Below are 6,756 nucleotides of genomic sequence, written 5' to 3'. Positions count from 1 at the left end.
TCAACAGGGTGGCAAATCAACCTAAAGAATGGCAACACACTTTTTCTAACCTGGCTAAGTGATCCTTGAATTTCAAACCTAAAAACCAACGATAGGCAACATTCATTCGTATTTCTCTTTCTAGTTATCGCTCAGAACGATTACCGTAAAGATAACCAATAAAGATCATTTTAAACAAAATTTGGGGATCAGATGTGCGGCCGTTATCATCACTATAATAAGGGAGAACTTTTTCAAGAAGAAACGAAAAATCAATATATTTATCAATCAAACGAAGGAGGAGCTCGTCTGGAACTAATTCATCAATAGAAACAAATTCATATTCACTTTGGGAAGATTCTTTTGGTTTAAACATAGATTTCACCACTTATTTTTTTATTTTTTTTGGTTGTGTGAGGACATTATTGAATTTGCACCTGTTGATTGGAGCGGAAGGCGCGAAGACTCCTGCGGGAGTACGGGGCAGGGGAGACCCCACAGGCGCATTAGCGCCGAGGAGGCTCCCCGGCACGCCCGCGGAAAGCGAAGCGCCTGGAGCGCAAATCAACAGACATGTCGCATTAATAATATTATTATTAATTAACGCGGTAAAATATTAAAGTGACATAAAAAAATAAAGGCTGTCGAAGGTTTTTCGACAGCCTGAGGAGCACAGATTATGTGCTCCTTTCTACTCATTATTCTTCGCTCTTAGGTGTGCTACCATCTTGATTTTCATCAAGAATGGCTTCATTTTCATCAATGAGATTATTTTCTTGATCTTCTTCTTCTTCCTCTTTTTCAACCTTAGCGACTGTTGCTACAAATTGGTTTTCACTTTCCTTTATACTAATAAGTTTGACACCTTGAGTGTTTCGGCCCATTTTCGAAATTCCAGCTACATCAATCCGAATGAGGACACCGCCCGTCGTAATAAGCATGAGATCTTCTTCACCTGTAACAGCTCTCATTGAAACAAGGGCTCCGTTTTTCTCTGTTACATGGCAGGTCTTAATACCTTTACCACCACGTCCTTGGATCCGGTATTCTGAGGCAGGTGTACGTTTGCCGTATCCATTTTTGGTTACAATAAGTACATCATTGTTTTCTTCTAATACTTCCATCCCGACAACTTCATCGTCACTATCAAGCGTTATCCCTTTTACGCCCGTTGCAGTTCGTCCCATTGATCTTACATCTGTTTCAGGGAAGCGAATCAACATTCCATTTTTCGTCCCTATAATCATGTGCTTGCTGCCATCGGTTAGTCGGACGGAGATTAATTCATCCCCCTCACGTAAACTCAAGGCGATTAGACCATTGTTCCTAATATTTGCAAACGATGTTAACGGTGATCGTTTAGAGATACCTTCTTTTGTGGTGAAGAATAAGGACCAATCATCGACAAATTCTTCAACTGGAATGATTGCGTTCACCCATTCTCCCTTTTCAATGCCGAGAAGGTTAATAATTGGAATCCCTTTTGCAGTGCGGCTAAATTCCGGTATTTCATAGCCTTTTGTGCGATAAACCTTACCCTTATTAGTGAAAAATAGAATCGTGTCATGTGTCGAAGTCGTTATGAGTTGCTCGACAAAGTCATCTTCATTTGTTCCCATACCCTGTATACCACGGCCACCACGTCTTTGGGCACGATAGGTGGAAACCGGAAGACGTTTTATATAACCGTTGTGGGTCAAGGAAATAACAATATTTTCGCGTGGAATTAGGTCTTCATCCTCGATATTTTCAATTCCACCTGCCACAATTTCAGTGCGGCGTTTGTCATTGAAACGTTCTTTAATTTCAAGTAATTCTTCTCGGATAATTTCAAGAATCTTTTCCTCGTCGGCTAAAATCCCCTTTAATTCAGCAATAAGCATCATAAGGTTTTGAAACTCTTCCTCAATTTTCTCTCGTTCCAACCCAGTTAATCGTTGCAAACGCATATCAAGGATGGCTTGTGCCTGCTTTTCAGAAAGGTTAAAGGTAGTCATCAAGCCTTCACGGGCAATATCTGTTGTCTGCGAGCTGCGAATTAAACTAATCACTTCATCAAGGTGATCCAAGGCGATTCTTAGGCCTTCTAAAATATGGGCACGCGCCTCCGCTTTGCGTAATTCAAACTCCGTTCTCCGACGAATAACCACTATTTGGTGATCTAAATAATGGACTAAACATTGCTTCAGATTTAATACCTTTGGATGCCCTTGAACAAGGGCAAGTGTGTTGATTCCAAAGCTAGTTTGCAGCGCCGTATGTTTATATAAATTATTTAACAGGACATTGGCATTGGCATCTTTACGGACCTCAATGACAATCCGCATGCCTTTACGGTCGGATTCATCCCTTAGGTCGGTAATGCCTTCAATTTTTTTATCACGAGCTAATTCAGCAATCTTTTCTACTAATCTTGCCTTATTTACCTGGTATGGCAATTCATTTACGATGATAACTTCTTTACCGTTTGATTTTTGTTCAATTTCTACCTTTGCTCGGATGGTGATGGATCCTCTGCCGGTTTCGTAAGCCTTGCGAATACCGCTACGGCCAAGAATAATCCCTCCGGTTGGAAAATCCGGTCCCGGGATAATTTCCATTAGCTCTTGCGTAGTTATTTCAGGGTCCTGGCTAACAGCCAAAACGCCATCAATAACCTCACCGAGCTGATGCGGCGGAATATTTGTCGCCATCCCAACCGCAATCCCAGTCGTCCCGTTAACTAACAGGTTTGGAAATCTCGCCGGTAATACAACAGGCTCCCGCTCTTCACCATCATAGTTATCTTGATAATCTATCGTATCTTTATTGATGTCGCGCAGTAATTCCATCGAGATTTTTGACATTCTCGACTCTGTATAACGCATCGCTGCGGCTCCGTCGCCATCGACAGAGCCGAAGTTTCCATGTCCATCAACGAGCATATAGCGATAGTTGAAGTCCTGTGCCATCCGGACCATCGTTTCATAAACTGCTACATCACCATGGGGATGATATTTACCGATTACATCGCCAACAATCCTGGCTGATTTTTTATATGGTTTGTCCGCATGGATTCCAAGATCATGCATAGCATAAAGAATCCGGCGATGAACTGGTTTTAACCCATCTCGAACATCTGGAAGGGCACGTGACACAATAACACTCATTGCATAGTCAAGAAAGGAGGTTTTCATTTCCTGACTGATATTTATATCTTTTATTTGAGAATTTGGTGTTTCAACCATTTTGGTACCTCCTTCCACTTTTCTATATATCTAAGTTTTTCACATATTGGGCATTTGCTTCAATGAAATTCCGGCGTGGTTCTACTTTTTCACCCATTAACATTTCAAAGGTTTCATCCGCTTCAATAGCACCTTCAAGACTAACCTGAAGCATGCTTCTTTGCGCAGGATCCATTGTTGTTTCCCATAACTGGTCAGGATTCATTTCCCCTAAACCTTTATAACGCTGAATATTTGGCTTTGGGGTTTTTGGCAGTTCCGCAAATATCCGCTCGAGTTCCTTATCATCATAAGCATATTCAATCCGTTTACCTTGTTGAACTTTATATAACGGCGGCTGTGCAATATAAATATAACCAGCTTCTAATAGCTGTCTCATGTAACGGTAAAAGAACGTTAAAATCAGCGTTCGGATATGTGCGCCATCAACATCTGCATCCGTCATGATGACTACTTTATGATAACGTGCTTTAGAAATATCAAAATCCTCGCCAATGCCTGTTCCAATCGCAGTTATCATTGCTCTAACTTCATTGTTAGAAAGAATTTTATCAAGACGGGCCTTTTCAACATTAAGGATTTTTCCCTTCAATGGTAAAATTGCTTGGAAATGCCGGTCGCGCCCTTGCTTCGCTGAACCGCCCGCAGAGTCACCCTCAACAATATATATTTCACTTTCAGAAGGATCTTTGGAAGAACAGTCAGCTAATTTTCCAGGTAAACTAGAAACCTCTAATGCACTTTTCCGGCGTGTTAGTTCCCTTGCTTTCTTGGCAGCTAATCTTGCTCTTGCCGCCATTAAGCCTTTATCGACAATTTTTCTTGCTACGGTTGGGTTTTCTAACAAGAACTTTTCAAACGTGCTGGCAAAAACAGTGTCTGTTATCGCTCTGACTTCAGAGTTTCCCAGTTTCGTTTTCGTTTGTCCCTCAAATTGCGGATCAGGGTGCTTGATTGAGACAATTGCTGTGATTCCCTCACGAACATCCTCACCAGATAGATTTGTATCGCTTTCTTTAATCAAACCATTTTTTCTAGCGTAATCATTAATAACCCTTGTCAGCGCCGTTTTAAAACCTGATTCATGTGTTCCGCCTTCATAGGTGTGGATATTGTTCGCAAATGAGTAAATGCTATCTGTGTAACCCTCGTTATATTGGAGGGCTACTTCAACACTAATCCCATCGCGTTCTCCTTCAAAGTAAATAGGCTCATCATGAATGACTTCCTTCGTGCGGTTTAAATGTTCAACGTATGACTTTATCCCGCCTTCATAGTGATATTCATTCCTTTTATTTTCAACACGCTTATCTTCAATGGTAATCTTTATTCCTCGATTAAGGAAGGCAAGTTCACGAAGACGAGTTGCAAGAATATCATATTCATAAACTAATGTTTCAGTAAAAATTTCACCATCTGGTTTAAAGTGGGTAATCGTCCCCGTCTGGTCGGTAGTTCCAATTGCCTCTAATTCTGAAACGACCACTCCTCGTTCAAATTTGATTAAGTAAATTTGACTATCACGGTGAACATAAACCTCAAGCTCGGTGGAGAGGGCATTAACAACGGAAGCACCTACACCATGGAGACCGCCGGAAACCTTGTAACCGCCACCGCCAAATTTACCGCCAGCATGGAGAACAGTCATGATGACTTCTACCGCTGGTCTGCCCATTTTTTCTTGGATTCCAACTGGGATACCACGGCCGTTATCCTTAACTGTAATGCTATTGTCTTCTTCAATAATGACATTAATTTCGTTACAGAAGCCAGCGAGCGCTTCGTCAATACTATTATCCACAATTTCCCAAACAAGATGATGGAGACCCTTGCTGCTGGTTGATCCGATATACATACCAGGCCTTTTCCGAACAGCTTCCAATCCTTCTAACACCTGAATTTGATCCGCACCGTATGTTTCTTGTTCGATTGCTTTTTGTTCCATAGTCATGCTTGTTCACCTGCACCTTCTGACAAAAATACATCTATATTTTCGTACCTAATCAAATAGCAAACTCACCGACTGGCTAGCCCTAAAGGCGAAGACAGAGAGGTAGTTGCCCTTATGACTGAAAGGAAGGTTAAACTTTCCTTTCAGTCAATAGTGATCTTATAATTGCTGTAATAATTTTTTAGTTTGAGCGTTTTTTTAAGGTTCCAGAAGCAATCGGGGATAAATAAACTTTGTCATATGTAATAATGACCGACTTAAAAGGGTTTTTGGACAAATTGATTACTCTTTCTTTATGGAAATTTAAGAATTCTTCTACCAAGTCCGACTGGTTGGCACTCTCTTTATCCAATATGGAAATAATGTCCTTCGCCCTTATATTAAGATCTTCCCCGATATGAATATACATGCTCCACCTCAATTAGCTTTCTACTAACTAGCTTCACCGCCTAAGGACGATAAGGCGCTTACGCTTTTCTTATAACGCCGGACTCAACAATATAGGTTGAGGCTTCTTTTAATGTTTGATGGTCAATTCCTTCGACACTTGTTGTCGTCACAAAGGTTTGGACCTTCCCTTGAATTGTATTAAGTAAATGGGATTGCCGAAAGTCGTCTAATTCCGATAAAACATCGTCCAGGAGTAAAATTGGATACTCGCCAATTTCATTATTGATTAATTCAATTTCAGCAAGTTTTAACGATAGGGCAGTTGTTCGCTGCTGGCCTTGGGAACCGAATGTTTGCACGTCTCTACCATTGACAAAAAATAACAAATCGTCACGATGGGGGCCAAACAGGGTTGTGCCACGTTCTATTTCCCTTCCTCTGACTTTTGCGAACTTTTCCTCAAAGCTTGCTATCATCTTCGACAATTCCTGATCTTCTAATACCTCAACAGAGGGCTTATAGGTAATTTCAAGCGATTCTAACCCTCTTGAAATTCCTTGATGAATCGGTTTCGCCCAATTCTGCAGTAACCGGAGAAATTCAAACCTTTTGGTTACAATCTTCACGGCCACTTGAATAAATTGCTCCGTTAGAATTTCCAACATAGTCTGATCCGCTTGCTTTTTTATCTGCATCATTTTTAAATAATGATTGCGCTGCTGAAGTATTTTTTGATATTGACTCATATCATGTAAATAAATGGGGGATACTTGCCCGATTTCCATATCGATAAACCGTCTTCGCACCTGCGGGCTGCCTTTAACAATGTTAAGATCTTCAGGTGCAAACATAACCACGTTCATATTTCCGACATATTGACTTAACCGTTGCTGTTCAATATGGTTACATTTTGCCTTTTTTCCCTTTTTAGAGATAACTAATTGCAGTGGCAAAGAGCTGTGCTGTTTTTGAACTCTACCCTCTATTTTAGCATACTCTTGGTCCCAGCGAATAAGTTCTTTATCATTCGAGGTTCGGTGTGACTTCGCCATCGCTAACACATAAATGGATTCCATGACGTTTGTTTTCCCTTGGGCGTTTTCACCTAGGATGACATTTACTTTATTTTCAAATTCGACGAATAACTCTTCGTAATTCCGATAATTTCTTAACGCTAACTTTTCTATATACATGGGAAACGCATCCTTT

Annotated in this window: 4 protein-coding genes and 1 pseudogene; all 5 read right to left on the bottom strand. The window is 40.8% G+C overall.

From position 1 onward, the window contains the following. Positions 1-61: 61 nt before the first annotated feature. Positions 62-355: pseudogene (locus tag RTR43_RS07350) on the bottom strand (transposase); the annotation flags it as partial. 322 nt (positions 356-677) lie between these two features. Then, on the bottom strand, positions 678-3,206 hold the full coding sequence (gyrA, locus tag RTR43_RS07345; protein WP_312470749.1) for a DNA gyrase subunit A: 2,529 nt from the start codon (positions 3,204-3,206) through the stop codon (positions 678-680). 22 nt (positions 3,207-3,228) lie between these two features. Continuing rightward, a complete protein-coding gene (gyrB, locus tag RTR43_RS07340) occupies positions 3,229-5,151 on the bottom strand; it encodes a DNA topoisomerase (ATP-hydrolyzing) subunit B (RefSeq protein WP_312470752.1) in 1,923 nt (640 codons plus the stop codon). 187 nt (positions 5,152-5,338) lie between these two features. After that, a complete protein-coding gene (gene remB, locus RTR43_RS07335; RefSeq protein ID WP_248734951.1) occupies positions 5,339-5,566 on the bottom strand; it encodes an extracellular matrix regulator RemB in 228 nt (75 codons plus the stop codon). 58 nt (positions 5,567-5,624) lie between these two features. After that, positions 5,625-6,740, bottom strand: a complete 1,116-nt coding sequence (recF, locus tag RTR43_RS07330) for a DNA replication/repair protein RecF (protein WP_312470748.1) — start codon at positions 6,738-6,740, stop codon at positions 5,625-5,627. Between the last annotated feature and the right edge of the window lie 16 nt (positions 6,741-6,756).

The organism is Neobacillus sp. (assembly GCF_031988165.1).
Classification (GTDB): domain Bacteria; phylum Bacillota; class Bacilli; order Bacillales; family Cytobacillaceae; genus Neobacillus; species Neobacillus rhizosphaerae.
Note: the sequence above shows the minus strand (reverse complement) of the source record. Positions and strands in the feature narration are given on the sequence as shown.

What these genes read in the sequence shown, in the direction of transcription:
- recF (WP_312470748.1), bottom strand. Translation starts at nt 6,740, where the DNA reads ATGTATATAGAAAAGTTAGCGTTAAGAAATTATCGGAATTACGAAGAG.
- remB (WP_248734951.1), bottom strand. Translation starts at nt 5,566, where the DNA reads ATGTATATTCATATCGGGGAAGATCTTAATATAAGGGCGAAGGACATT.
- gyrB (WP_312470752.1), bottom strand. Translation starts at nt 5,151, where the DNA reads ATGGAACAAAAAGCAATCGAACAAGAAACATACGGTGCGGATCAAATT.
- gyrA (WP_312470749.1), bottom strand. Translation starts at nt 3,206, where the DNA reads ATGGTTGAAACACCAAATTCTCAAATAAAAGATATAAATATCAGTCAG.